Below are 23,111 nucleotides of genomic sequence, written 5' to 3'. Positions count from 1 at the left end.
CTTCTCCCGTGCTCGGAAAAATCGGCAGGAAGACGTTCGACGAGGTAATATTTCCGAATCTAGGAGAGAGATTACCTGAGGTCGTGGTTCCCCCGAGCCACGGAGTGGATACTGGAGCGATCGATCTGGGGGGAGGGAAGGTGATGGTGGTTAAGACAGATCCGGTCTTCATAGTCCCACAGTTCGGTTTTAGAAAGGCGGCATGGTTTGCGGTCCACATCCTTGCCTCAGACGTAATGACCTCAGGAATACCTCCCAGGTATGCACTACTTGACCTCAACTTACCTCCAGACATGTCTGACGAACAGTTCAAGGAGATGTGGATTGGTCTTCACGAGGCCATGAAGGAAATAGGAGTCATGGTAGTTGGAGGTCATACAGGCAGGTATGATGGAGTGAACTACCCCATGGTTGGAGGTTTCACTATGTTGGGAATAGGGGAGATGGAGAAGATGGGTCATCCAAGGAAGGTGAGGAATGGGGACTTGGTAATAGTCACCAAGGGGCCTGCCGTTGAGGCTACTGGACTTTTGGTGAACCTCTACCCATCCTTCTTCAAGGAGAGACTTCCTCCACACCTGTTCAAAGAGGCGATGGACATGTACTGGAAGATGTCTTGTTGGAAGGACGGGCTCATAGCCAGCAAGGTAGGGGTACACATGATGCATGACGCCACGGAGGGTGGTCTATGGAACGCGCTGGTGGAATTGTCTGAGGTCACGGGAAAAAGGCTTACCATTAAGGGTGACAGGCTATTCATAAACCAAGCTGTCAGGGAAGTCACGAACCTAGTCGGTATCGATCCGTTCTCCTCCATAAGCGAGGGTACTATGGTAATCCTAACCGACAAGGTTCAGGTAAGGGACGAATTGGTATCGCAGGGAATAGAAGCTGAGATCGTAGGGAAGGTAGAGGAAGGGGATGGGGTATACGTCGACGGAAAGAGGATAGAGAGACCGCAGGAAGACCCCTTCTGGAGGGCGTTCTTTGATCTGGCCAAGAGGATTTGAATGCCGATTTATGCCACTTTAAAGAAACGCTTTTATCCTTGATACTCAAGAATCTAAGTTATGACTGAAAGGGAACCTCAGATAGTTCTGACCGCGGATAGGGGTTCCTTCACCGACTATGGGGGATCCAGCGTCTTAGGATACGTTGCCTGCATGCCCTCCAGGCTAGTACCGAGACTCTTCATGGATAAGTTCTTCACGCCTCCAGTTAAGGTTGATCCTGACGGAGGAGCGATCATTGCACCTTATGCCCTGAGGAAGCTAGAGGCGGCACTTGTCAACAAGGGTTTTCAGGTCTCGGTTATCCCTCCAGAGGTCCTTGAGGCTCATGTAAAGGACGAGACCAAGATACTGGGGATCACTGCACATGATCCCTACGGCCTAGACCCAGTATCATTTAAGTTGACCTTTTTGTTTGGGGGAGGAGAGACCTGGACTGCCAGGTTCTTTAGAGAACTGGGGGAGAAGGTCTCGACGATTAAGAGGAGGAGACCTAACCTTAAGGTGATAGTGGGAGGTCCAGGGGCGTGGGAGCTAGTGAGAGACAGACCAGTTTGGGTGGACCACATATTTTTGGGGGAGGGAGAGGTCACCTTTCCAGAGGTAGCAAGGCAGATAATTGAGGGAGGGGACTTGCCGACAGTGATAAGGGGAAGGGATCCCAAGGTTGAGGAGATACCTCCCATCATTAATCCTGCAAGGCTCGGGGAGGTACAGATAACGAGGGGTTGTCCTAGGGGGTGTCAGTTCTGCTCGATCACGCCTGAGACTTTCCGATCCATCCCCTTGGACGTGATAAAGAGTGAAGTTGAGGTGAACTTGAAGGTTGGAGGGATGAGGAGGGTGGAGTTCATAACGGATGACGTCCTCCTCTACGGTTCCAGGAAACTTAGAACCAACAAGGAAGCTGTAGTCAGACTTTTCAGCGAAGTCATGGCCATGGGTGTTGACGGTATATGGTGGCCCCACATATCTGCACCTGCAGTCAGGGAGAGTCCAGGTACCGTGAGGGCCATGGCAGAGATAGTGGGTTACAACTTCGACAGGGCTGTGGCTCCGGTTGTGGGACTTGAGACTGGTAGCGTGAAGATATTTGAGAAATATATGAGAGCCAAGGCGTTTCCTTGGTCACCTATGGAGTGGGATGATGTGATAATCGACGCCACCGCGATCATGAACGACAACTACATCTACCCGTGTTATACCATGACCATAGGGTACCCTGAGGAGACCAACGAAGACGTAGAGGACTCCATAGAACTTGTGCAAAAGATAGTGGACCACGATTTCACCGCGTGGGTGTTCCCGCTCCCCGTAATCCCAATCTCTACCACTAGGATAAGGGAGAATCCCTTCCCGTACGCCGAGAGGCTCCCGTCTAGGTATTGGGATCTCCTCTACGTTAGCTGGCATCACAACATTAAGGTGACGAAAAAGTTGTCTCCCATCCTCACCAACGGAATACCCAACAGCATAGTGAGGAAGATAGTTAGGACCATGATAGAGAAGGTCTTCGACTCCATAGACCAGATATTCCTCGAGCTTAAGGAGAGTAAGGGCAAAAAGTCCTTGGATTTCTCCGCAGTTAGCCTCAATAACACCTTGGGAGTGCTCAAGTCGGTCTATTGGCTGACCAAGTTGAGTTTCAAGAACTCTTGAGGCCGTTGACAACAGTTTCCGACAAACCGTGAAGTTTATACATTTTGTCTGTGAGTTTAATTATGATGCTGAAACCTAAGGAAGTGTGCCAAGAATTGGGAATGTCCTACCGCACGTTGCAGAGCTACGTTAAGAAGGGTTACATAAAACCAGTGGTACAGAGCGGGAAGTGGAGGTTCAGGGAAGAGGATGTCGAGAGATTGATGGGTATTGTTAGAAAGAGGAAAGTGGCATTATACGCTAGGGTATCAAACGAGCGAAAGGACGACTTGGTAGACCAGGTTAAATACCTAGAGGAGAACGTTAAGGAATACGAAGGTGATAACTGACGTGGGATCTTCATTAAACATGAAGAGGAAAGGATTCGTCAAATTATTAAGAATGATTCTGAATAACGAAGTATCAAAAGTAATCATGGGCCACCTCGTTTAACTCAAGGCACATAAAATTCACAGCTCATGGAAACTGTCGGCAACTGCATGGGTAATTTCCTCCTGAACCCTCTCGTCCTCGCCGTGGACTTCTCCGCATCCCACGGATCTTATTATCCCCTTCCTAACAAGTTCGTAAGCCACTCGGCTCAGTTTATCCGCCTCCTCGTTTTCTTCCCTGGGAACCCACTGAAAGGTAACTTCCAATCTCCTTGCCAGTTCCGAGGCTCTCTCGTAGAGGGGTCTTATCCTGGGAGCCTTAACCTTATACTCTCCCCTGAGTTGTCTTATGACTAATTGAGAATCTCCTCTCACCACTGAACCTCTTACGTTCAGTCTGGAGAGTTCCTCCATGAGACATATTACCCCCATGTACTCTGCCACGTTATTTGTGGAGTCCTTGGAGAAGGGCTTAGCCGCCAGACCGTACCCCCGTAATTTCTTTTCTTTCAAATAGATTACGTAGCCGAAGGTCGCAATTCCCCGTGGATTCTTAGGCTCGCATAGACCATCGAAGTAAGCTATGACGCTCATGATCCAGAATACCAATTAGTTCACTAAAAATTTTTTAGAACTCAGAGCGGTTGAAATGTGGTTCCCATATCTCCAGAACATCCCCCCTTGGGGGGCACGTAAGACGAGAAACGTCCCCTAGTAGTGATGGGACTCTCCCTCAAACATTACCTCAAGATCAAGGCGAGATCTAATTACTGCCGCCTTTTACCTCATACCCGTCACGCTTCAATGCGGCCCGTTTGTGGCAGGAAGTCAGACTGAGGACCTCAAGGAATTCGAAAGGTTCATCTAGTCCTTCAGGTTACGAGGATAAGCGATTTCATTACGTCATTAATCGCACGCGTCACTGCGTCGTCCTCTTGACGGCGTTACTCCTCAATGCGAACCACAGCATGAGAGAGAGGAATCCCACGAGCTGGGTTAAACTGGCAGTCTCTGAATAGGTGAAGATGTCCCCCCTCATAACGAGTAGCCCCAGGAGACCAGCCACACCGTATCCTGAGTCCCTGAGTAGTCTATACACGCCCAGGGATGTCCCCCTCCCCTCAGGGGGAGAATAGTCGCTGACTGCTGCTATTAAGGTGGGGTACACCATTGCCATCCCCGCACCACATATTAGTGCCGACGCAAAGTAATTGAGCATAAACAGTGTCATTCCCAAGGTCATCAGTAAGAAACCTGCCAATATCAGAACTTTTCTCCCCATCCTATCACTTATGTATCCAGTGAGCGGTTGAAATATCGTCCATACACCCACATATGTTCCCACCACGTAAGCCACTAATAATGGATTGACTCCCCTCAAGGTAAGGAAAGCGGGCACTATGAGCCAAAAGAAGGCGTCCACAAACTTCTCAAGGAGTCCCCCAAGTCCCAGGACGACGCTGGGTTCAAGGACTTTTTCGCCTCTTGCTAAAGATCGTGTTTTCCCACTCCGCATCACCGGTCTAGTCTCTCTAGCGCCCACGAAGGATAGAAGGAACGACGTTGTCGCAACTCCTCCCATCAGAATATACGGAGATACGTTCACGGAGAGGAGGTAGCCAGCGATCAAGCTACCCATCGTCACTCCTGCGTATCCGGAGGCCTCATTTACTCCCGCGGCCAACCCTGTTCTTCCCCTCGAGATATCTATCTGTGAAGTTATTGTGGTGGTCCACGTCATTGCCTGATTGATCGCCAAGAACATCGTCAATAGGGCAACCAGGAGTAGGGAGTGAAAGATTAACGCTACTATAGGCAAAGGAATTGCCATGAGCCACCCCAACGTCAGAACCACCTTCCTACCATAAACGTCGCTGAGGAATCCAGAGGCGAAGTTCATTATGCCCTTCCCAAAACCGAAGATCACCAGGGAGAGCTCAGCCAAGTTAAAGACGTGAGCGGCCTCTAAGGGATACGCTACTCTGAACTCCCCTAGATACACTCCGGTGAAGAACACAAGGACAGTGAAGAGGAGGAACTGAATTCTCATGGAACCAAATATTTTTAAACGTTTATACTGCTTATTCACTGTGAGTGGTGAATTTCTAGACAAACTGGAGGCCTTAGGGTTCTCCCGGTATGAGGCGTTAGTGTACACGGCGTCGGTTGAGCTCTGCGTGGCTACCATGAAACAACTCTCCGAGAGATCGGGGGTACCGTACCAGAAGGTCTATGACGTCGTGGTCAGGTTGGCCAACAGGGGTTTCCTGGAGATAGTGGAGGGTCGACCCAAGAGGGTTAAACTGATTGATCCTGAGGTAAGTTTTGAGAAACTCAAGCAGAACCTCTCCGGAATAATTGAGGAGGTCAAGGGGGAGATCAAGGAGAGATCGAGGCTCTCCAAGACCGAGAGGTCAACGCACGTGGAGGGAAGAAGGCAGGTGATGGCATTCGTCAAGAAGTTGGTGGAGCAGGCCAAGGAGTTGAGAGTGGTCTACCCAGGAATACCGCAGTGGCTAATTAGACTGTTAAAGAGTTTCAGGGGCAAACTCCTCCTGATTGTGGAGGAAAGGGACAAGGAGAGACTCTCAGGCATCATTGGGGAGATAAGGGCCTGGAACGGCGTGAGATCCAAATATATCATTGTCGATAAGACCTTCTCCATCATCTTCACGGGAGAGGATTATATAACGGTGGAGAGTTGTGAGGGTTGCATGATCCACTCCACAGAACACTTTCAGCTGGTCTGGGACAAATTAACCACTGGAAGTGAAGAATCCTTATTACTATTGGGGCAGAGTAAAAGCTGATAGGGGTTGATATTCAGGCAGTTGATCTCCAAACAGGGAGGATGCGTCACCTATGTGTTCGGCTGTACCCAGGCTGGAGAGCTCTTCGTCGTTGATCCGAAGGCCTCAGACGTGGAGGAGATCTTGAGACTTGCAAGCTCATTAAACATGAAAATAGCGTATGTGATTGATACTCATACGCATGCAGATCACCTCTCAGGTAAGAGAAGGTTAGCAGAGCTCACTGGAGCCAGGGTATACCTCCATGAGTCCTCTAAGGTGAAATTCCCTGTGGAGAGAGTTAGAGAAGGGGAGGAGATAAAGTCCGGTAATGTAAAGATAAAGTTCTTACATACACCTGGACACACTCCAGACAGTCTCTCGCTCCTGGTGACGGACTTCAGGAGGGGAGAAGAGCCGTGGATGGTGATGACCGGTGACACGCTCTTCGTTGGAGGTGTGGGAAGAGTCGACATAGGAGGAGAGGACTCGGCGGAGCTACTTTTCTATAGTCTGAAGAAGCTTAAGGAATTACCGGACTACGTTGAGGTCTACCCCGCCCACACGTCAGGTTCTGTGTGCGGGTTCGGAATAAGTGGTAAACCCGCATCGACAGTTGGGTTCGAGAAGAAGTTCAACAAGGCCTTTAGGATAGAAGACAAGGAGGAGTTCGTTAGGTTACAGAACGTAAAGATGGTCAGGCCAGAGGAGTTCGACTATTACATTAAAGCCAACTTGGAATCCTGAGTTCACTATCGTGAACCTCCCAGTCCTAAAAGATTTTTAAATAGAGAAGGTGATTTTAGCTCATGGGAGAGGAGCTAGAGAAGTGGTACAAGGACTTCTTGGAGAGAGTTATTGAGAAGATAAGGAAGGGACAGGAGTTGACTAATAGCGAGACACAAATCGTAGCTAACTACATGGCTAACACACAGTTGAGAGATCATGTAGTTTACTTGGTTAACAAGTTGACGGAGTTGAACGCTAACCTGGAGAGACGGTTAATGGATAGGTTAGTGGAAGTCGAGAGGAACCTCAGGGATGAAATAAGGAAGACCAGAGAGGAGTTACTTGCCAACGACGAGAAGATAAGGCAGGAGTTACTCAAGAGAATTGAGGGTTTGGAGGTGAGGATCTCGGCCTCTGACATGAAGATCCAGGAGGTGGACTCCAAGGTCGAGGCGACCAGGAACGATCTCCACAACACCAAGGCCGACCTGGAGAGGAAGATCCAGGAGGTGGACTCCAAGGTCGAGGCGACCAGGAACGATCTCCACAACACCAAGGCCGACCTGGAGAGGAAGATCCAGGAGGTGGACTCCAAGGTCGAGGCGACCAGGAGCGACCTGGGACTTGTGGCGGAAGAGGTCTACATCTCGAATTTCATCAACCGTCTAGTCAGGGAAAACCAGGCGATCCTCAATATTTACAGGAAGTATGAGACGGAACATGGGGAGGTCGACGCAATTGTGGAGACCAATGAGAAAATTTACGTCCTAGAGGTGAAGATGAGAGCGGAGCCAAAAGACGTGGACGTCCTTTTACTGAAGACCAAGGCGATCCTCCAAGAGAGACAGGATAAGGGAGTAATCCCAGTCCTAACTGGCTCCAAGATTAATAGAATAGTAAGGAACTACGCCAAAGGACTGAACGTAATGATTAGTTAAACCCTCCACCCCTTATCTTTGTTGAGCTCGTAGTCTCTCCATACCCTCCTTTTACCGCTGTGAACTCATCCTGCCCTCATGTTGGGGCTTCCTGCTCCATAGCCCCACCTTACCCGTAGCCTTTAGCCACGGGTATAGGCACCACCGCTCCACCCTTGACGGCTCATGGAATATCCCTCTGGAGGGCAACCAACTCGTTCCTATACATAGACGACCACGCCGCTTTAAACGGTTCCGTAGTGACATCGATGGAACAGTTAACCAAAGGGGACGGTGTAACCTTTGGCCTGAGTGCTACCTCCTAACTAGCCTCTTGACCTCATTCTCGAACGATCCCTTCGCCTCCTCTACGCTCTTCAGTTTGGACTTACTCTTCTCCGCATCCCTAACCTTAATTCTCACTATCCACGCTGAGTAAGGACTTGAGTTGAGGAGACTCGGGTTTCTGACGACCTCCTCGTTATACTCTACCACTTCTCCCTCAAGGGGAAGTCTAAACTTCCCTATCCATTTGGCCGACTCCAAGGAGAACACCACAGATCTGGGACTAACTTCCTCCCCTCTTCCCTTGACTGTGACCTGAAAGATCTTTCCCGCCATGTATTGTCCCAAGCTGGTCATACCCACCTCCACCACGTCCCCTTGGAACCTGAACCATAGGTGTTTCTCAGGGTCGTAAAGCAGCTCATCAGGGAAATCGAACTGTCCTATCTGCATGGGGGAAATATTATTAACTAATTTAAAAACTTAATTAATATGCCACTGGCCTTATGGATCGACGGTGTCCTGGTGAATCAAGACCTTACGGAGGAGCTCTACAGGGCGTACTCGGGTGATCCTGTAGACCTCTCCCTCAGAGGTGAGACGTTCGAGGACATAGGACCACTCCTCCAGTTTTTGAGGACGAGGAGATACGCGATCCTCTCTCCTTTCACAAGAGACGAAACTATGAAGGTGATGAAATCCCTCAGTCTGGAACCTCAACTGGTGGTGGTCAGGGAAGATACAATCAAGACGAAGCCCAGTGGGGAACCAGTGAAGGCACTCCTAGCAAGAACAGACTGGGACCCCATGAAAACAGTCGTGATAGGTTCCTCCCCACTGGACCTCCTCTCGGTCAGGTACTCGGACTCCAGGATTAAGGTGGCCTGCCTCAGGAGATTCGCGGATTGTTCCGTGTATAGCCCCTTCATCCAGGCCAGCACCGTGGAGTCTCTCGTCAAGTCCCTCTTGAGACTGAGACTAGGCTAAGGGAGGTTACGTGGCTCTGAGGTTCCCTAGCGATCCAACCTCAAGGTTGAACCGAAGCGTTGAGGGGAGAACTTTAGAAAACCCACGTAAGGGTTCCTAGCCAGGAAGTAAGGGTCTTTAAGGCTGTTTCCTATTTGAATTTCCAGGAAGTAAGTCCAGGGATCTTGTCCGCTGAAGATTAATTCTCTCAATCGATGCCACTCATTTTTCTACCTAACCGGGATTCCCATCTGGTCGGCCATATTAACGAAGTGTTAGAGAAAGCATTGAGGAAATATTTCATAATTTCGTTATTTATCAAATAGATTATCTTTCCCTTCAGAGCCGTTAACAACAGTTTCCGATAAACCGTAAAGTTTATATTATTTCATCATAAACTCTCATATAATGCTAAGACCTAAAGGAGTATGCCAACGCTTAGGAATATCCTATGCAACACTCAGAGAATACGTAAAGAAGGGATACATAAAACCAGTAGTACTACAGACTGGAAAGTGGAGGTTTAGAGAAGAGGATGTAGAAAAGTTAATGGGAATTGTTAGAAAGAGGAAAGTAATATTATACGCTAGGGTATCGAACACACAAAAAGACGACTTGATAAACCAAGTGAAATACCTAGAGGAGACCGTTAAAGGACGACCAGGTGATAACTGACGTGGGATCTTCATTAAACACGGAGAGGAGAGGATTCCTCAAATCACTGAGAATGATACTAAACAACGAGGTGTCAAAAGCCATAGCCTACCCAGACAGACTAGTTAGGTTCGGCTTCGAGATAGTAGAGGAAGTGTGCAAAGCACATTGTGAGATAGTCGTTCTAAATAGGGAGGACAAAACACCTGAGCGGCAACTGGTCTAAGACTTGATCTCTATACCGGTATCATTTATGTGGAAAACTGTACGGAGTGGGGAGTCACGAGTACGAAAAGGTGAGGAAGTGCGTCGAGGAAATTGAGGCTTAAATCGTTTCAGCCAGAGGAGGAGTACGTCTACCTAACTTACTCCATGAAGAACGACGAGGGGGAGGAGAGCAGGGTACTGCTGGAGAACTACAGTGTCCTACTGCAGAGGGCTTTAGACTGGTTGTGGGAGAGGATCAAGGTTGAGAGGAAGGAGGTTAAAAAGGGTAAGAAAACCTTCACGAAGGTCAAGATAACCCTCCCCGAGAAGAAGGGAGTGTACAGGACGTTGAGAGACGAGCTTGAGAAGATCAACAATCTAGCTTCCCACTACGCTGATAAGGCCATAAGAGACGCTTACTCCGTGTTGAAAGGTTGGAGGAGGAGGGCCGAAAAAGGACGAGCGTCGTTGAGGAAACCTAGATTGAAGAGGGTTTACCTAAGGGTTAAGTCTACTCTGAGGAAGGTTGAGGGCGAAACTGTTAGGATTACAGTAAAACCTCACCAGTACTTGACCTTCTCCTGGTCCCACACCTGGTTCTCTCCACGGGTCAAAGGGTTAGAACTGGGTGAGCCCGTGATAAAGGAGGACAAGGTTCACCTACCTTTCCGTCACAAATTACCCCGGTTTACTCCCCTGGACTTCCTGGCAGTCGACAGTAACCTCTACACGCTGGACGCTTACGACGGCGAGAAGTTCGTCACTTTCTCCTTGAGGGAGTTGTACAGTCTCAAGTTTGGGATGGAGTTGAAGAGGGGTAGAATCAAGTCCTTCGCTTCAAAGCACGGTAGGAAAGGGAAAGTGTTGATGAGGAAGTACTCCCACCGCGAAAGGGACCGCGTCCTAGATTACGTTCACAAGTTCGTCAACGAGCTCCTTGAGATGTATCCCGTGACTACGTTCGCCATAGAGAAGTTGAACAAGCAGTCGATGTTCCAAGACACTGACGACAGGTTGTCTAAGAAGATTTCAAGGACTGTATGGAGGTCGATCCACCGTGCGTTGAAGTACAAGGCCCCACTATACGGCTCCTTAGTTAAGGAGGTGAACCCTCACCTCACCTCCAAGTCCTGCCCCAGATGTGGACGGGTTTCCCGAAAGGTCGGACTTTTCGTTGTGAGAGGTGTGGTTTCACCTTGGACAGGCAACTGAACGCATCCCTCAACATCTTCCTCAAGATGTGTGGGTTTCCCCAACTCTTTCTCACTCCCACTGGGAGTAGGTGGGTTTAGGTTACCCCGCTAAGGGGGCGGAGGAGTAAGGGTTTCCCCGCGACTCCTGTGAAGCCCAAGGGCTGAGGATTGATATTAAATATTATGAAATCCTATGAAGCCCAAACCCCTGATGTATATGACGTGAATTGATGTTGTTGGGGAATCGATGCTGACAGAGGTGATACTGACAAACAAATCTGTTAATTTATCTAATTTCTGACGTTACTATGAAATATTTTGAAAACTCGTTTTTAGCTCTATCGGAAGGGGGGCTTTCAATCACCTTAATCCCCTTTATCATGACTGGACTCGACGTCCGGTTTAAGTTCCTTGTTTCGTAAAAAATAGATCATAATCTTTTTATAATACTTATGCTATTTATCTTCCTGAATTTCCATGAGATTCATGGTGGAGGAAGGTCCTCAGGACTTGATCCTTGCCGGAGAGGAGGCCTTGTTGGAGTCAGTGGCTAGGGGGGCTGAACCCGTCCTGAGGTTTGTCGTGTTCAAGCCCACTGCTGTTCTAGTGGGATATCATCAGGCGGTGGAACAGGAGGTCAGGGTTGAGGAGGTTGAGAGGAGGGGGTGGAGTATAGGGAGGAGACCGACCGGTGGAGGAACCATAATAATGGGAGATATGCAACTGGGTTGGGAGATCTACGCTCCCTCTGACGCTCTTGGAGGAACTCCAGAGACCGCCATGAGGTTGGGTGCCGATGGGGTGATCAGAACGCTGAGGGAAATGGGAATAGAGGCTAACTTCAGGCCGAAGAACGACGTTGAGGTCAAGGGAAGGAAAATCTCTGGAATAGGTGCGTTCTCCTTCGGAAGGTTCACCGCTGTGACTGGAACCATCCTCGTGAACTTCGATCCTGAGGAGATGGTTAAGGTCTTGAAGTTGTCAACTGAGAAGATGAAGGACAAGATCGCCAAGGACTTCAAGGAGAGACTCACGTGGGTAGGCAGGGAGTTGGGGAGGAACGTGGGAATGGAGGAGATCATCAAGCCGGCTAAGGAGGCCTTCAGCTCGGTCCTCAACCAAGCGCTTAAGGATGGGAATTACACAGGGGAAGAATTGGAGCTCTTGAGGGAGTTGAGGATTAAGTACTCATCTAGGGAGTGGATCTTTGGTACGAGGAGGTCCTTGGAGGGTCAGGGAGTTGTGGAAGGGGAGAGGAAGTTCCAGGGAGGTCTGGTGAGGGTTCAAGTGAAGAGGGCTGGACCAGGACTCATAGAGTCGGTCCTGATCACGGGAGACTTCTTCGTGGAGCCCAGGAGGGCCATATACGACCTGGAGGCTAGGCTCAAGTGGAGTAGGTTAGAGGACGTAGAAAGAGAAGTGAAGGATTGGGGAAAGGAAGTGAAGATCTTGGGAATTTCCCCCGCTGACCTATCAGCACTCATAAGGGAGGTGGCCTCCAAGTGAAACCCTTATTCCTGTACGCACCGAACCTCAAGAGGTACGAGACGGACTACATGGACTCGAGGAAGGGTTGGAAGGCAGTCTCCGTGACTGGAACCTCTTGCGCCTTCAACTGTAAGCACTGCGGAAGGAGGATATTGGAGGGCATGAGTGACGGCTCGACTCCCCAGAGATTAGAGGAAATCCTAAGAGACGCGGTGAGGGATGGTGACAGGGGCGTGATACTCTCCGGGGGCTCGACATCGAGGGGGGAAGTGCCAGTTTGGAGGTTCTCCCAGGTGGTGAGGAAGTACAGTGACAGACTCACGGTAATAGCACACACTGGAGTGGTCAGGTCTCTGGAGGTTGCCAAGAAGTTCGCCGAGTCAGGTGTCAAGGTAGGCCTGTTGGACATGGTGGGAGATGACGAGATCATCAGGGAGGTTCTAGGACAACCCTTCACCGTGGAGGACTACCTCAACTCCTTTAAGTTCCTGAAGCAGGCAGGCTTGAAGGTTGTTCCCCACGTTGTGGTGGGATTAAGTAAGAGGGGCAGTGAGGCCGAGGCAGTGCTCATGCTCAAGGAGGTCAGCCCTGACGCCCTGATAGTTGTCGCCATGATGCCATTGACTGGAGAGTACAAGTTAGTTAGGGAACCCTCCCCTCAGGAGATAATCCAGGTGTTAAAACTGGCCAGGGACGAATATCCTGGCATACCCATCATGTTGGGCTGTGCCAGGCCCAGGGGGAACCTCTATCTTCCGGTGGAGAAGTTCGCCGTGGATTACGGAGTTGACGGAATAGCCTTCCCTGAGGAGGAGACAGTCGATTATGCCAAGGGGAGGAGGGAGCTCAGGTTTAGTTCGGCCTGTTGCGCCAACGTTGTTCACGACTTCATATCTTCACAGGTGTCCGTGTCATGACCCTGAGACTAGAAGGAACTCAAAGGATAAGCAGTCCCGACTGGGTTAGACTCAGCTTCGGGGCCGACATGGTTCTCGGTTTCTCCCCAGGAGTATTCCTGAGGGGAGCACTGAACACGACCATAAACCTCCTGCAGTACTATCCAGACGGATGTAAGGCCAACTGCTCATATTGCGGTCAGGCCAGGGAGGTATCCCAGGGGCCAGACTGTAAGACCCTCATAAGGGTGGAGTGGCCACTAAGGAGACTCGATGACGTCCTCAGGAGGATCAAGGAGAGACAAGGAGACCCGAGATTAGGGTTACAAGGGATCTGTGTGGGAGAGTTGGCCCACCCTAGGGCGGCTCAGGATGCAGTTGAGATAACTAGGAGGATAAGGGAGGAGGGGATAGAGCTCAGGATTTCAGAGCTGGTCACCCCTACCTACACCTTCAAGAAACACCTGGTGGACATGAGGAAGTACGGGGCGGACATGATAGATGTGGCCATAGATGGAGCCAGTAAGAGGGTCTTTGAGGAGACCAGAGGGAAGATGGTCAGGAGTATGCACAGGTGGGAGAGATACCTGGAGGGCATAGATGAGGCTGTGGAGGTCTTCGGAAGAGGCAACGCCGGGGTACATCTGATCGTAGGGCTTGGAGAGACCGAGAGAGAGGCCGTGGACCTGATGTGGTACGCCCATGAAAGGGGTGCCAAGATAACCCTGTTCGCCTTCTACCCTGAGCAGAACACGGTCATGGAGAGGAGGAGGCCTGCACCGGTTAACGTGTATAGGAGAGTTCAGTTGGCCAGGTGGCTGATCGAGAACGACCTGATAACCCCTGAAGATATCCTGTACGACCAGGAGGGCAGGATAGTGGACATGAAGGTTCCCGAGGATCTCACCTTGGAGGAGCTGGCGCCCGCATTCATGACCTCCGGTTGTCCTGGATGTAACAGACCGTACTCCAACGAGAGACCCGGGATGGAAATGAGGAACTACCCGTGGTATCCCAACAGGGAGCAGGCCTTGAAGTCCATAAGACAAACCAGGTTACCCTCACTGATTAACAAATTCTCTCAGTGATCGAGAATTTTCTTGAAGGAAGGTTACCTACTGAGCTTTTTCTCCAGCGGTTTCGCCTCCCACGTCAGAGGAAAGGCCATTGACATTGGTAGCGTAGACATAGACGTGTTCTACTCCCCGGTGGACGGTGTAGTTGAGAGTGTGGAGGTTGTGGAGATAGGGAGGCCCAACAGGAGGGCTGAGAGGAGTTACGACGTGGTGACCTTAATCAGGACTAGGGAATCCCTGGTGAAGGTACTCCACGTTGAGCCAATCAAGGTGAGAGGCGACACCGTGAGGAGAGGAGAGAGACTGGGGTACTTCATCTCCACGCCGTACAGTGGAGGAGACATTCCTCACGCTCACTTAGAGGGACTGAGGGTAGTGATTCCTAAGGTCACGAAACCTGAGGGAGGAGACGATGCTGTTGTCATCAGGAGGTCCACGTATTACCTGGACCTGGAGGTAACTCAACCAGCTTGGGCTGGAAAGCTGACGGGAGTTCCGTGTTCGGGAGGTTTGCTCAACGGGAGCATACCTTGGGCCTGTTACGGAGGGGTGGTTGGAGTAAAGTTGAGGAAGGGGGAGGTGAACTGCCTGGGGGTCAGGTTAGGTGAGGTTAAGGTGGCAAAGCCTAGGTATTCCCTCTTTGAGATGAGACGTGGGGTCTTGAGAAATTGGGAGAAGGACGCCTCATTCAAGGTTCTCTCCAACAAACCCGTGTGTGGGAGGAGAGCACTTATGGAGTTCGTGCTGGGATACGGGAGGAACCCAGTGGTGAGGTTGTATAGGAGACTGGGGTTGAAGGAGGGGGACTCAGTCAGTCTGAGCGAAATTTTAAGGGAGAACAGCAGTTATTAGATTTTGCCTTGATTACAGGGCGATATTTAAGGGAAAGTCCCATAACTGCTGGGGAGTATTTGTGAGATCTAGCCGTTGTCGTTGGTTTCGCTGGTCCCCTTCAGTTGACTCCCTTGAGGAGCACGCTCAGGATTAGGAGGATTGACGTCACGAAGTTGACGCGGTCGTAGTTTATCATGGTGAGCCTTCTTATTCCCTCGTTTCGCCGTGATATTAGCGTAGTCCACGCTAGAAGCCTCACTGATAGAGAGGAGCTCACGAAGATGAGGAGAGGTAAACTACCTAGGGAGGCAATGAGTAAAATGTAGAGCGGTTCGGCAGAGAGCACGTAGTTCACGGCATACCACTTACCCAAACTAGTTACGGATGGTCTGAAGCTTCCAGTATAGTGAAACAGGTTACCCACTAGGGCCTTCACCACGGCATGATTAAGTACTACTACTATCAACGCCAGGGACAAGGCCCGATACAAGTGAACCTGCACGAAAAGGAGTAGAAAAGGTAGGACGACCCCCAAGTTGGCTATACCCATGGCTAACGCACTAGCCCTCAATCCCCTGTGGGCGTAGAAGTAAACCGGAAAAAGGGATCCCTTTCCCTGATCTAGGGCGTAGACGATTGAGAGACTAAGGGTAGCAATAAGAGTCAGAACTAGCATCTCCACCCCTCAGTCTCACCTGATGTGACCTAGCCTCACCGAAGTCCACCAGGAAGTCCCTGTCTAGGATGAGTCCCCCTTCAGGGTCGGCGTTCAACTTCAGCATCCATCCCCTTATTCCCTCCGGGTAGAACTGATTATCCCAGGAACTGTAGAGCGAGTTGGTCACATATATTCTCCTCCCGTCCCTGCTCACCTCCAGCATCTGTGGGGCTCCGGTGAGCCTCCCCATGGGATGGTCCTCCCTGTGCAGTATACCTCCAGCTTTCACTTTTCCGGTAAGTCTAGGTCTGAAGGGATCGGTGACGTCATACTGCCTGACTTCTCCCGTTCCCCACAGGCTAACGTAAAGGAACTTGTCGTCCAGGGAGAGGTCTATGTCAGTGACCAGTGGGGGCACGGCCTTAAATGGTTTCAAGATCTCAGGCAATCCTCCCTCAGAAGGCTCCGCTGGGATATTGATGACCTCCCTAGCCTGCCACCTCCCGTCCTCGTGGAACCACAGCCAAATGGAACTACTTAGGTCCTTCAGACTCACCACTACGTTAATGAATCCCATGAGTTTAGTAGGATCGTGAAGTGGCCTCAACTCCAAGGCCATCCTGTTGTCCTCCCCGAGGGTGATAGAGGAGACTCTCTTCCTCTTCCTCAGGTCCCAGAAGTGCACCCTGTTACCGTATCTGTCCTTAAGGTGTTCTAACCTGAGGCCACCTTCCATGACGTTTGGGACAGCCCACTCGCTGGTCACCATCACCTCGTTGGGTAGGTTCCACCAGAAGTCGTAAGCCAGATATTGGTCTCCCCTGTTCAACTCCCATCTCCCCAATACATCGAACGAGAAGTGATCCAACATCAATATCCCGCCTGGTCCCTCCCCTTTCTCGTTCCCTAATGCACTTATGTAGATCCCGTCAGGACCACAGTGTACAGTGTGTAACCTGGTATACCCAGTCTTCTCTACCACCTCTCCGGGCTCGATGATCTTGGTCAGCTTGGGGTTCCTGGGATCCGGTTTGGTGTCTATCACGTATATCCTAGATGAACGGAGTCCAGGGACTATGAGGAACCTCCTCTCCAGGTTTGGCTTACCGTTGGGGCACAGGGAGGAGGAACAGGCGTTCCATCCGAAGTGATGAAGTTCGTCTCCCACGTTGTTGAGCTCTACCTTTCCCACTATCCGAGAGTACGTAGGGGAGGAGGGGTCTACGTCCACTACCGCCATGAAGTCCGGTCTATTGAGGCCGGTTCCTTCGTAGAGACAGGCAACATACGCCAAGTCCTCTCTTGGGGCTCTCATGGCAGCCCTAGACGAGGGGTAAAAGGTTGGGTCTGTCCTGAACATTATAGAGAATATGCCGAAATGATAATAAAGCTGGTTATTTATGCAAGTTTTGCATACACAGGTAATTATATCGTTCTTTTAACAGTATTTAATGGAACAGACATCTGAGTGAATGGAAAGTTAAAGGCATCCATTGACCTTTAACGAGTAGGCATGGAGCAAATATTTAATAGAATTTCGAGCATGACTAATTTTAAGTAACAAGCTGACTTCCTCCCTGCCCTAAGGGCGATGGTTTCCCTCATCGATTCGGGCTTACATCTCTCATCTGAGGGGCAGACGAGAGGGTCAGAGACCCCTGCCGTTCAAGTTCATGATCGCGACCACGTCACGATCGTTCTCATAACCGCAGGGGCATTTGAACCAACGATGGGATACTTCCCCCATCTTCTCCCCCACTTAGGACACGAAACGGAAGAGTACCTAGGTTCAGTGTTCTCCACTGGAGAGTCGCTGGCCTTAATCTTCGTTAGGAGGACTGGAGGCGGTAGCGTTCCTGCTGTCCTTCTTCCTGCGACTTACCTTTGTGAGATGATGGTCCACTAGACTGTATAGTTCCTGAGCAACCTCCAAGCACCATTAATCACTTTAAAATACCATCAACGTGAGCGTCGCGTCCACGTGGTATTACTTTTAAAATTTCCTTTCAACGATCTCCTCGCTCATGATCGGCCCTGCCCCAGAGGTCTTGGGAGTGATGAAGGTGGACGGGAGGGTGACAGTGTTTTCCTCGACTGGCTTTAACGATCTGAGGGTGACCTGTCTTCCCTCAAGAGGGGTTGCCCGTGGCGTATCTAGAAACGAAGGCGAAAGTTACCCACGGTAGACACTGTAACGTCCTCATCACTCCCAACTTATTATATCAGCGGTTGCGGGACTTTCCCTAAAATATCGACCTGTAATCGAGGCGAAATCTAATAACTACTATTATATGTTGCAATAACCGGTCGAGTGTGAATTTTGAGGTGAGGAAGGAGAGACGAAGGAACGGGACTCAGTCTCGTGTATAGACCCCTTTTGTAAACATTGAGTCTGGTTCTAGGATGAGGCGAAGTCGTGAGAACACTTCCCCATTCATATTTTCGTGCGTCTCCTTCACATCTCTAAATGAAGTATCCTCTCCTGAAGTTAACCTCTGCTACCGCATACTAGAGAACGTGAGAGAGGACCTCTCAATTCTTTGGCTCTCTAACAATGAGTAACCTTTAAATCCTTACTTTAGTAATATGATAGTATGAAGATAGTAACACTTAAGGTAAAAGATGAGTACTACAACATCGCGGAGGAGATGGTCAGGTTAGGCTTAGCCAAGTCCAAGAATGAGGCTTTCAACATGATCCTATCTTACGGTATAGGTAAGGTCAGGGAGGACATCCAGAGGAAAAAGAGAGTTGAGGAGTTAACACAGAGATGGCTTAAGGAAGGTCTGCCCTTCAAGTTACCCACTTCGCTGGACGTGATCAGTGAGAGGGAATGAAATATTATATCGATACGAGCCTCGCAGTTGCTTTGGTGAACGATGGGGACCCCAACCACGAACTGGCTTTGTCTATCTTCCCAAAGGAGGGAGAGAAGTTGGTCAGTAAATTAGTGTTAATAGAGTTATATTCAGTCTACTCCAGGAGGTTGAACGTTTCGGATGAGGAATTGGAGGCGATCGTTAACTACATCATCCACAAGTGCGGGTGTAAAGTTGAAGATGTTGAATTTGACAAAGCAGTAGATCTCGCTGTAAAGTTATCAAACAAGGTGAAGCTTAAGACCTTAGATTTGCTCCACTTATCGGCAGCCAAGCTCCTAGGGAGCGAGATAATGAGCTTAGATAAAGAAATAATTAATGCTAAAAATAAATTAATAAATCATTAATTAAAAATAAACCAGATATATTCTAGGAGAAAATGTTCCCATGGAGTTATCTTGTACTTGAAGAGAAATTCCCCTATCTGTTTTTATTGGAGAACCTGAACATATACTCTGGCTCAACGAATATGAGACTGATAAGCCAACTTGGGTTCTGGACAGTTCCACGAACTGACTCTCTTCACTGAGGGACAGGATAGTTAAGTTTGGGGGAGACGAAAGTTGCTAAAACGATTAAAAATTACCAAGTACTAAATGACGTTATCTTATAACAGACAGCAGTTATGGGATTTCTCGTTAGGTGTAGCCTTGAAGTCAAGGCGAAATCTAATAACTGCTGTAACAGAGAAGTTTGATGCCAGATCTATGGCTTAATGACTAATCCCATCTACACGAACATCTACATAAACGCTTCAAGAGCCCTCTTCCTTATAAGTAATTTCGTGAGCATCTTGTAAGCATGGTAGAACCGTTTTACTTCAAGTCCTATGATAGGGTAGTTGGCGTAGCTAGAGACGAGAGGGAGTTGGAGACCGAGATCATGAGGATAGGGAGCCAGGATCCAGCGTGCGTGAATTATCACCTGAGGGAGGGACACATAGTATCTTGGCTGAACTACGTAGGGAACAGGACCTTAGCTGAGATGCTGAAGGGAGTCTCAGATTACAGGGAAGCGTTAGCGAGGATGAGGGACTACTTCGTGATGACGGGGGAGAAGGCTAAATCGAAGGACGTACCGCCTAATCTAGGAAGGAGAGAGACAACGGATTCGAGAGGTAGAACGAGGAAGTCGAACGCTAATAGAAGGCCAAGGTAAGATAATTTTAGATATTGAAACTTTCTGTGTATCGCGTTTAACAGGAAAATCAAGAAGACATAAAGGGTCTGACGTTTAAATTATGCTGAGGAGTAAAAGGTGAGTGGTAATAATTCCTTGAGGTCTGTCCTATCTGGGAGTCACAGGGAGATCGAGGAATTGATTGAGTCTTCCCTGAGAGGTAATATTGTAACTGAAGAGGAGATTAGGAACATAAAAACCAAGATCAAATTCCACATGTATGTGGAGGAGGAATTGGTGTTCCCTCTTTTTAGGAGGTTTTACGGCCTAGCGTACTGGCTCAAGGAACTCCAGGAGCAACACTCTAGGATATGGCGTGAACTCCTTTCCCTAACTGAAGCTAGGGAGAGTCCGAGGGACTCGATCTCTTACCTAGCAAGGATGCTCGAGGCTCACGAATCCCTGGAGGAACACAGCATCTACAACCTTTTGGACACGTACATAGACGAGAACAATAGGAGAGAAGTGATGATGAGGATATTGGAGGTCAAGTTACCGGAGGGATGGAAGCCTAAGTATTACAAAGAGGAGTCGTATGCTTAGAGTCCTGCTTCAATTTTTCTAGCCAAGATGACTAACTAGCAGCAGTTATGGGACTTTAACGTAACTTAAAGATTTTCATCAGCCCCGGCGGTCCGCCTAAAGGGCGCTCGAGAGCCTGAGGAACGCCTCCACGCTCCTCAGGTTCAGCTCCCCCACCAGCTCCCTGACGACGTTGTTGATGGTGAAGATCGTGAGGTAGCCCTGAAGCCTCTCCCTCCTCCAGGATGAGGAGTCCTCCAGCCCAGGGCCTTAACGTCCCTTGGAGGTCCTCGATCTCCCACCCGACAGGCCTCCTCGATCTCCTCCTCGCTGAGCGAGAGGTCGGTCGTGTAGAGGTACTTCACGTGTGTCCCGGAGTCACGTTTATATTCCCGGACTAGCAATTTTACCGTAATCGCTCGGTCTCCCAGGGTCAGGTCGGCGTAGTAGACTCCGGGGGGTAGGTCTCCCACTCGGAGGTGTCCCTCCACCTCCTCGAGGGTCCCCTGGGCCGACTCGACCCTGAGGAGCCTCCGGTTGGACTTGAGCTCAGACACCACGTTGTCCTTCACGAGCTTCTCGGACCAGTACCACGAATCGAAGACTACCCTGGACACGCGGAAGTACCCCTTGAGCACGTCCAACATCTCCCTGGCCAAGTCGATCTTGGTCTTGAACTCGTTGACCATCCCCAAATCCAACATCTTCCTCACGGCGTAGGGGAAGGCTCCCACCATGAACGCCCTGCCCGTGGAGAGGTCCACTACGGCTACAGTGAGGAGCTGCACGCCCCTCTCGAACCTCCCGTGGGCGTGGCAGTAGATCCAGTAGTTCCCGTGGAGGCTCACGTCCCTCCCCCTGGAGTACTCCTTGTGGTCCACGGTGTCGTCTATGATTACGGCCACCTCACCCTTCACCAGCCCCGACAGGACCTCCAGGTAGTCCCTCCACACGTCTTCGAGTTCCCCCAACGCCTCCAGCAGGTTCGCGTAGTCCAACCCGAACGTCTCAGCAGCATTCCTCACGCTGGACCTCCCACCTAGCAGGACCATCAAGATGAGTGCCAACCCGACCTTCCTGCTCCTCCCGTTCCTCCTCACTATGCCCAGGACCTGGTTGACCGCCTTGATCAGATCCTCCTTAGCCAGTTCGACCTGTCCCTTTCTGTTCGTCATCTTTATCTTTTCAGCGGGACGACGTCTAAAATTAAAAACTTCTCGCTAATACCGAGTTCTTGGTATTACCTCCCTAAGATCCCCATAACTGCTGTCCAGTAGTTCTCAGGGGCTCACGTCCTTCCCCCTGGAGTACTCCTTGTGGTCCACGGTGTCGTCCACGATGACGGCCACCTGACCCTTCACCAGCCCCGACAGGACCTCCAGGTAGTCCCTCCACGCGTCTTCGAGTTCCCCCAACGCCTCCAGCAGGTTCGCGTAGTCCAACCCGAACGTCTCGGCCGCGTTCCTCACGCTGGCCCCCCACCCACCAGGACCATGAGGACTAGCGCCAACCCGACCTTCCTGCTCCTCCCGTTCCTCCTGACCACGCCCAGAACCTGGTTTACCGCCTTGACCAGCCTCTCCCCTAGCGAACTCGATCTGTCCCTTTCCGTTCGGCATCTTTTCAGCAGGAAGACGTCGAAAATAAAACTTCTCGCTAATACCGACTTTCCCGTATTACCTCCCTAAGATTCCCATAACTGCTGTGAGGAAAATATCCTTGGAGACGCTGAAGGGAGTCAAGGAGATAGACCTCTCAATAGACTGGACAACCAAGACCTGGTACGGGAAAACGGTGGGAGGGCTCGGGAGTTCGGAGGAGGGAAACTCTTGGAACTACGCAACTGCGACGACAAAGTTTAATGGGAAAGTGCTCCTACTGGCCTTCGTCACTCAAGTCAAGGGGATGACCAAGGAAGAGGTCGTGAAGGCCCTCGTGGAGCAAGTCGTCGCCATGGGGTTCAAGGTAAGGTTGATGACTCTCGACGCTGGTTTCTACGCGATTGACGTGCTCAACTTCGTTTCGCAGTTCAAGTACGTAATTGCCGTCCCTGTTGGGGACGTGAAGGTCTACCAGGAGTTCGACGGCGAGTACGAGACTAACAGTAAGAGGCACAGGAGGGACGAGCAGGTCAAGTTCAGGCTTTTGGTCTACGGTAGGGAGAAGGGGAAGAGGAAGACTCTCGTTTACTTCGCTAGGGCTACGAACCTCGACCTACCGAAGGGGGAGGTGTTGGACTTGTACAACAAGGTGAGGGGTCCCATAGAGACCTCTCACCGGAACGTTAAGGCGTTCCTCCCCTTCACCAGTTCCACCAAGTTCGTCTTCCGCACGTTGATCTTCGTGCTGGCCGTGGCCCTCTACTCCCTGTACACCGTGTTCAAGGGGGAGGTGAGGAGAGAGCAGTTCAGGGTACTCCTAATACTCTTGTTTTCTGATGATTTATTCTATCTAAGAGATTTTCTACTTAAATCAATAGAACCGCTTATTAATAATATAGATTTATTTTCAAGGAGGTGATTTTGGGTCTACCGAGAAGGGGCGAGGCTTGTCGTTCTTCTCTTAGTGAACCTTGGCTTTTTTATTATTTTAAAAGAAACCAGGTTGGTAACACTTAAGTTTTTTAAAAACGTACCACATATGTTATACTGATATTTATGGGGTTGATCCGTTACCTGATGAGGCGGATCGTTGAAAGGCTTGCCCTTCTCTTTGCCATCCTCGTCTTCAACTTCTTCATTTTCCAAGTACTACCCACCATCTATGGTATAAATCCAGCCCAACTTTACGTTCCTCTGA

General features: G+C 50.0%; 21 protein-coding genes and 7 pseudogenes. 19 read left to right on the top strand and 9 right to left on the bottom strand.

Features of this window, described 5'->3' with window-relative positions; genetic code table 11:
- Positions 1 to 8: 8 nt before the first annotated feature.
- The 3 genes and pseudogenes from METMK1DRAFT_RS02780 to METMK1DRAFT_RS02770 form a co-directional block, all read left to right on the top strand.
- A complete protein-coding gene (locus METMK1DRAFT_RS02780; protein WP_009070607.1) occupies positions 9 to 1,010 on the top strand; it encodes an AIR synthase family protein in 1,002 nt (333 codons plus the stop codon).
- 60 nt (positions 1,011 to 1,070) lie between these two features.
- On the top strand, positions 1,071 to 2,669 hold the full coding sequence (locus METMK1DRAFT_RS02775; RefSeq protein WP_009070605.1) for a B12-binding domain-containing radical SAM protein: 1,599 nt from the start codon (positions 1,071 to 1,073) through the stop codon (positions 2,667 to 2,669).
- A gap of 65 nt (positions 2,670 to 2,734) precedes the next feature.
- A pseudogene (locus METMK1DRAFT_RS02770) lies at positions 2,735 to 3,092 on the top strand (helix-turn-helix domain-containing protein); the annotation flags it as partial.
- Positions 3,093 to 3,118: 26 nt separating this feature from the next.
- Here the strand turns inward: METMK1DRAFT_RS02770 and rnhA are convergent.
- Both rnhA and METMK1DRAFT_RS02760 read right to left on the bottom strand, forming a co-directional pair.
- On the bottom strand, positions 3,119 to 3,634 hold the full coding sequence (gene rnhA, locus METMK1DRAFT_RS02765) for a ribonuclease HI (RefSeq protein WP_009070601.1): 516 nt from the start codon (positions 3,632 to 3,634) through the stop codon (positions 3,119 to 3,121).
- Between the two features lie 325 nt (positions 3,635 to 3,959).
- Complete coding sequence (locus METMK1DRAFT_RS02760) at positions 3,960 to 5,090, bottom strand: MFS transporter (RefSeq protein ID WP_009070599.1); 1,131 nt, start codon at positions 5,088 to 5,090, stop codon at positions 3,960 to 3,962.
- A 40-nt stretch (positions 5,091 to 5,130) separates the two neighbouring features.
- On the opposite strand from METMK1DRAFT_RS02760, the gene METMK1DRAFT_RS02755 reads away from it, so the two are divergent.
- From METMK1DRAFT_RS02755 to METMK1DRAFT_RS02745, 3 genes are all read left to right on the top strand, one after another.
- Positions 5,131 to 5,850 (top strand): TrmB family transcriptional regulator, encoded by a 720-nt coding sequence (locus tag METMK1DRAFT_RS02755; RefSeq protein WP_009070597.1) that lies wholly within the window; start codon positions 5,131 to 5,133, stop codon positions 5,848 to 5,850.
- Positions 5,851 to 5,856: 6 nt separating this feature from the next.
- Positions 5,857 to 6,576, top strand: coding sequence for an MBL fold metallo-hydrolase (locus METMK1DRAFT_RS02750; RefSeq protein WP_009070594.1), 720 nt, complete (start codon positions 5,857 to 5,859; stop codon positions 6,574 to 6,576).
- Between the two features lie 62 nt (positions 6,577 to 6,638).
- A complete protein-coding gene (locus METMK1DRAFT_RS02745) occupies positions 6,639 to 7,496 on the top strand; it encodes a hypothetical protein (RefSeq protein WP_009070592.1) in 858 nt (285 codons plus the stop codon).
- Between the two features lie 294 nt (positions 7,497 to 7,790).
- On the opposite strand, the gene METMK1DRAFT_RS02740 is transcribed toward METMK1DRAFT_RS02745, so the two are convergent.
- Complete coding sequence (locus METMK1DRAFT_RS02740) at positions 7,791 to 8,213, bottom strand: glycine cleavage system protein H (RefSeq protein WP_009070590.1); 423 nt, start codon at positions 8,211 to 8,213, stop codon at positions 7,791 to 7,793.
- A 39-nt stretch (positions 8,214 to 8,252) separates the two neighbouring features.
- Here METMK1DRAFT_RS02740 and METMK1DRAFT_RS02735 point away from each other — a divergent pair, with 39 nt between their 5' ends.
- Positions 8,253 to 8,747: an HAD family hydrolase gene (locus METMK1DRAFT_RS02735; protein WP_009070588.1), complete on the top strand. Its 495-nt coding sequence runs from the start codon at positions 8,253 to 8,255 to the stop codon at positions 8,745 to 8,747.
- Between the two features lie 26 nt (positions 8,748 to 8,773).
- Here METMK1DRAFT_RS02735 and METMK1DRAFT_RS17235 read toward each other — a convergent pair whose 3' ends face one another.
- Positions 8,774 to 8,938 carry a hypothetical protein gene (locus METMK1DRAFT_RS17235; RefSeq protein ID WP_155812265.1) on the bottom strand — a complete coding sequence of 55 codons (165 nt, stop codon included), beginning with the start codon at positions 8,936 to 8,938 and terminating at the stop codon, positions 8,774 to 8,776.
- Positions 8,939 to 9,134: 196 nt separating this feature from the next.
- Between METMK1DRAFT_RS17235 and METMK1DRAFT_RS02730 the strand changes: the two are divergent.
- The 6 genes and pseudogenes from METMK1DRAFT_RS02730 to METMK1DRAFT_RS02705 all read left to right on the top strand — a co-directional run bounded on the left by METMK1DRAFT_RS02730 (position 9,135) and on the right by METMK1DRAFT_RS02705 (position 15,092).
- Positions 9,135 to 9,709 (top strand): annotated as a pseudogene (locus tag METMK1DRAFT_RS02730) (IS607 family transposase).
- Positions 9,699 to 10,977 (top strand): annotated as a pseudogene (locus METMK1DRAFT_RS02725) (RNA-guided endonuclease InsQ/TnpB family protein). Before METMK1DRAFT_RS02730 ends, METMK1DRAFT_RS02725 begins: the two co-directional pseudogenes overlap by 11 nt.
- A 280-nt stretch (positions 10,978 to 11,257) precedes the next feature.
- On the top strand, positions 11,258 to 12,286 hold the full coding sequence (locus tag METMK1DRAFT_RS02720) for a lipoyl protein ligase domain-containing protein (protein ID WP_009070581.1): 1,029 nt from the start codon (positions 11,258 to 11,260) through the stop codon (positions 12,284 to 12,286).
- On the top strand, positions 12,283 to 13,185 hold the full coding sequence (locus METMK1DRAFT_RS02715; protein WP_009070579.1) for a radical SAM protein: 903 nt from the start codon (positions 12,283 to 12,285) through the stop codon (positions 13,183 to 13,185). Before METMK1DRAFT_RS02720 ends, METMK1DRAFT_RS02715 begins: the two co-directional genes overlap by 4 nt.
- A complete protein-coding gene (locus METMK1DRAFT_RS02710; protein ID WP_009070577.1) occupies positions 13,182 to 14,252 on the top strand; it encodes a radical SAM protein in 1,071 nt (356 codons plus the stop codon). The genes METMK1DRAFT_RS02715 and METMK1DRAFT_RS02710 overlap by 4 nt, the downstream gene beginning before the upstream one ends.
- A 12-nt stretch (positions 14,253 to 14,264) precedes the next feature.
- On the top strand, positions 14,265 to 15,092 hold the full coding sequence (locus METMK1DRAFT_RS02705; RefSeq protein WP_009070575.1) for a DUF8155 domain-containing protein: 828 nt from the start codon (positions 14,265 to 14,267) through the stop codon (positions 15,090 to 15,092).
- Between the two features lie 100 nt (positions 15,093 to 15,192).
- Here METMK1DRAFT_RS02705 and METMK1DRAFT_RS02700 read toward each other — a convergent pair whose 3' ends face one another.
- The 3 genes and pseudogenes from METMK1DRAFT_RS02700 to METMK1DRAFT_RS16060 all read right to left on the bottom strand — a co-directional run.
- Positions 15,193 to 15,750 (bottom strand): hypothetical protein, encoded by a 558-nt coding sequence (locus METMK1DRAFT_RS02700; protein WP_009070573.1) that lies wholly within the window; start codon positions 15,748 to 15,750, stop codon positions 15,193 to 15,195.
- A complete protein-coding gene (locus METMK1DRAFT_RS02695; protein ID WP_009070572.1) occupies positions 15,719 to 17,092 on the bottom strand; it encodes a selenium-binding family protein in 1,374 nt (457 codons plus the stop codon). Before METMK1DRAFT_RS02695 ends, METMK1DRAFT_RS02700 begins: the two co-directional genes overlap by 32 nt.
- A gap of 241 nt (positions 17,093 to 17,333) precedes the next feature.
- A pseudogene (locus METMK1DRAFT_RS16060) lies at positions 17,334 to 17,535 on the bottom strand (zinc ribbon domain-containing protein); the annotation flags it as partial.
- A gap of 221 nt (positions 17,536 to 17,756) precedes the next feature.
- Here METMK1DRAFT_RS16060 and METMK1DRAFT_RS17230 point away from each other — a divergent pair.
- The 5 genes from METMK1DRAFT_RS17230 to METMK1DRAFT_RS02670 all read left to right on the top strand — a co-directional run bounded on the left by METMK1DRAFT_RS17230 (position 17,757) and on the right by METMK1DRAFT_RS02670 (position 20,333).
- Positions 17,757 to 17,918: a hypothetical protein gene (locus METMK1DRAFT_RS17230; RefSeq protein ID WP_009070568.1), complete on the top strand. Its 162-nt coding sequence runs from the start codon at positions 17,757 to 17,759 to the stop codon at positions 17,916 to 17,918.
- A 408-nt stretch (positions 17,919 to 18,326) separates the two neighbouring features.
- On the top strand, positions 18,327 to 18,569 hold the full coding sequence (locus METMK1DRAFT_RS02685) for a hypothetical protein (RefSeq protein ID WP_009070567.1): 243 nt from the start codon (positions 18,327 to 18,329) through the stop codon (positions 18,567 to 18,569).
- Entirely contained in the window at positions 18,566 to 18,958 is a 393-nt protein-coding gene (locus METMK1DRAFT_RS02680) for a type II toxin-antitoxin system VapC family toxin (protein WP_009070565.1), read from the top strand. Before METMK1DRAFT_RS02685 ends, METMK1DRAFT_RS02680 begins: the two co-directional genes overlap by 4 nt.
- 454 nt (positions 18,959 to 19,412) lie before the next feature.
- Positions 19,413 to 19,769, top strand: coding sequence for a hypothetical protein (locus METMK1DRAFT_RS02675; protein ID WP_009070563.1), 357 nt, complete (start codon positions 19,413 to 19,415; stop codon positions 19,767 to 19,769).
- Between the two features lie 99 nt (positions 19,770 to 19,868).
- Positions 19,869 to 20,333 (top strand): hemerythrin domain-containing protein, encoded by a 465-nt coding sequence (locus METMK1DRAFT_RS02670; protein ID WP_009070562.1) that lies wholly within the window; start codon positions 19,869 to 19,871, stop codon positions 20,331 to 20,333.
- 55 nt (positions 20,334 to 20,388) lie between these two features.
- Here the strand turns inward: METMK1DRAFT_RS02670 and METMK1DRAFT_RS02665 are convergent.
- Positions 20,389 to 21,487: pseudogene (locus METMK1DRAFT_RS02665) on the bottom strand (IS701 family transposase).
- A 108-nt stretch (positions 21,488 to 21,595) separates the two neighbouring features.
- Positions 21,596 to 21,931: pseudogene (locus METMK1DRAFT_RS02660) on the bottom strand (IS701 family transposase); the annotation flags it as partial.
- Positions 21,932 to 22,016: 85 nt separating this feature from the next.
- Here METMK1DRAFT_RS02660 and METMK1DRAFT_RS02655 point away from each other — a divergent pair.
- Positions 22,017 to 22,832: pseudogene (locus METMK1DRAFT_RS02655) on the top strand (ISH3 family transposase); the annotation flags it as partial.
- Positions 22,833 to 23,111 lie beyond the last annotated feature (279 nt).

This window comes from Metallosphaera yellowstonensis MK1 (assembly GCF_000243315.1).
GTDB lineage: Archaea > Thermoproteota > Thermoprotei_A > Sulfolobales > Sulfolobaceae > Metallosphaera > Metallosphaera yellowstonensis.
The sequence above is the reverse complement of the archived record's forward strand: the minus strand, read 5'-3'. Positions and strand labels throughout refer to the sequence as shown.